This is a genomic window from Oleiphilus sp. HI0066 (genome assembly GCF_001635725.1).
The window spans coordinates 1-1,149 of the sequence record NZ_LWFH01001140.1 but is presented as its reverse complement, the minus strand read 5'-3'; the positions used below and the strand labels follow the sequence as shown (position 1 = coordinate 1,149).

Sequence of the window (1,149 nt, the reverse complement as noted above, 5' to 3'; positions counted from 1 at the left end):
AGTTGACCCTAGTGAAGAAAAGCTCAAATCTGAGTTTGCAGGGGTGACGCGCACATATGTGCCAATGAATGCAATTGTGCGCATTGATGAGGTAGAGCAGTGCGGAGTTCCTAAAGTAAAGCCAAGCCAGGTAGCGCAGTTTCCCGGCGGCAATAATTCCAAAAAATAAATAGTAAGGAGTAGGGTATGGGTAGTTCTCTTTTGCGTTATGCGCCAATGTATGCGGGCTTGCTTGCGATTTTAATTATTTACCTTGGTTATCGAGTCACTGCATTTCGCCGCGCTGAAAAGAAGAGCACAGAGCAAAACGATTGTTCTGTTGAGATGCGTTGTGCAATCCGTGCGCATGCAAATGCGCTCGAGAATATTCCACTCGCTTTAGTTTTGCTCTTCATGTTGGAACTTCAGTTCTTGAATCCAATTTTGATTCATGTTTTCGGCGGTATGTTTTTGCTGGGCCGCGTTCTTCATTCATGGGGTTTATCGCGTTTTGATGGGCCAAGTTTTGGTCGATTCTATGGCATGCTGCTGACATGGTTAGCGATGCTGGGCATGGCGATACTTAACATCTGGCTCTGCCTAATTCTATGACACCAGAGAGATACCGAAAGCTCCGCGAAACCTTAGATCGGCGCCAACCCGATTTAACAATTCTCGCGGAGCAGATCCACAAACCTCGTAATATTGCTGCTTTAGTTCGTACTGGTGATGCGGTCGGTATGCATGAGCTGCATATGGTCTGGCCGTGGGATAAGCATCGTCCATACTCGGGCACGGCAATGGGGAGTGATCGATGGGTTAACATCGTTCGGCATGAGTCGATGGATGCAGGTATCGAACTTCTCCAGACGCGCGGCCAAAAAGTTTATGCAGCACATTTGTCTGATACAGCGCTTGATTTTAGAGATGTAGATTACACCGAACCATGCGCCATTCTGATGGGGAATGAGAAAAAAGGCGTAAGTGATGAGGCTGCTCAGAAAGTTGATGGCCATATTATTATTCCCATGATGGGAATGGTTGAGTCATTTAATGTCTCAGTAGCCGCAGCGATTATTTTGAGCGAGGCGCAACGACAACGTGAAATGAAAGGCATGTATCATCAGACGCGCCTTGATGATCATGAATATTGGCAAACTTATTTTCGTT

Annotated in this window: 3 protein-coding genes; all 3 read left to right on the top strand. The window is 46.4% G+C overall.

The annotated features are described in order from the left end of the window. The coding region (locus A3738_RS29405) for a DUF1820 family protein (protein ID WP_156504284.1) at positions 1-169 on the top strand (169 nt) is incomplete at its 5' end. A 17-nt stretch (positions 170-186) separates the two neighbouring features. Next, the gene (locus tag A3738_RS15035; protein ID WP_068477754.1) at positions 187-591 is read left to right on the top strand and encodes an MAPEG family protein; all 405 of its coding nucleotides are present in this window, start codon (positions 187-189) and stop codon (positions 589-591) included. Continuing rightward, positions 588-1,149 (top strand): tRNA (guanosine(18)-2'-O)-methyltransferase TrmH (trmH, locus tag A3738_RS15030; protein ID WP_068763698.1); only part of this gene is annotated, 562 nt, incomplete at its 3' end. The genes A3738_RS15035 and trmH, both read left to right, overlap by 4 nt.

Bases quoted from the DNA above. Each gene is read 5' to 3' on its own strand.
- A3738_RS15035 (WP_068477754.1), top strand. From the start codon at position 187: ATGGGTAGTTCTCTTTTGCGTTATGCGCCAATGTATGCGGGCTTGCTT.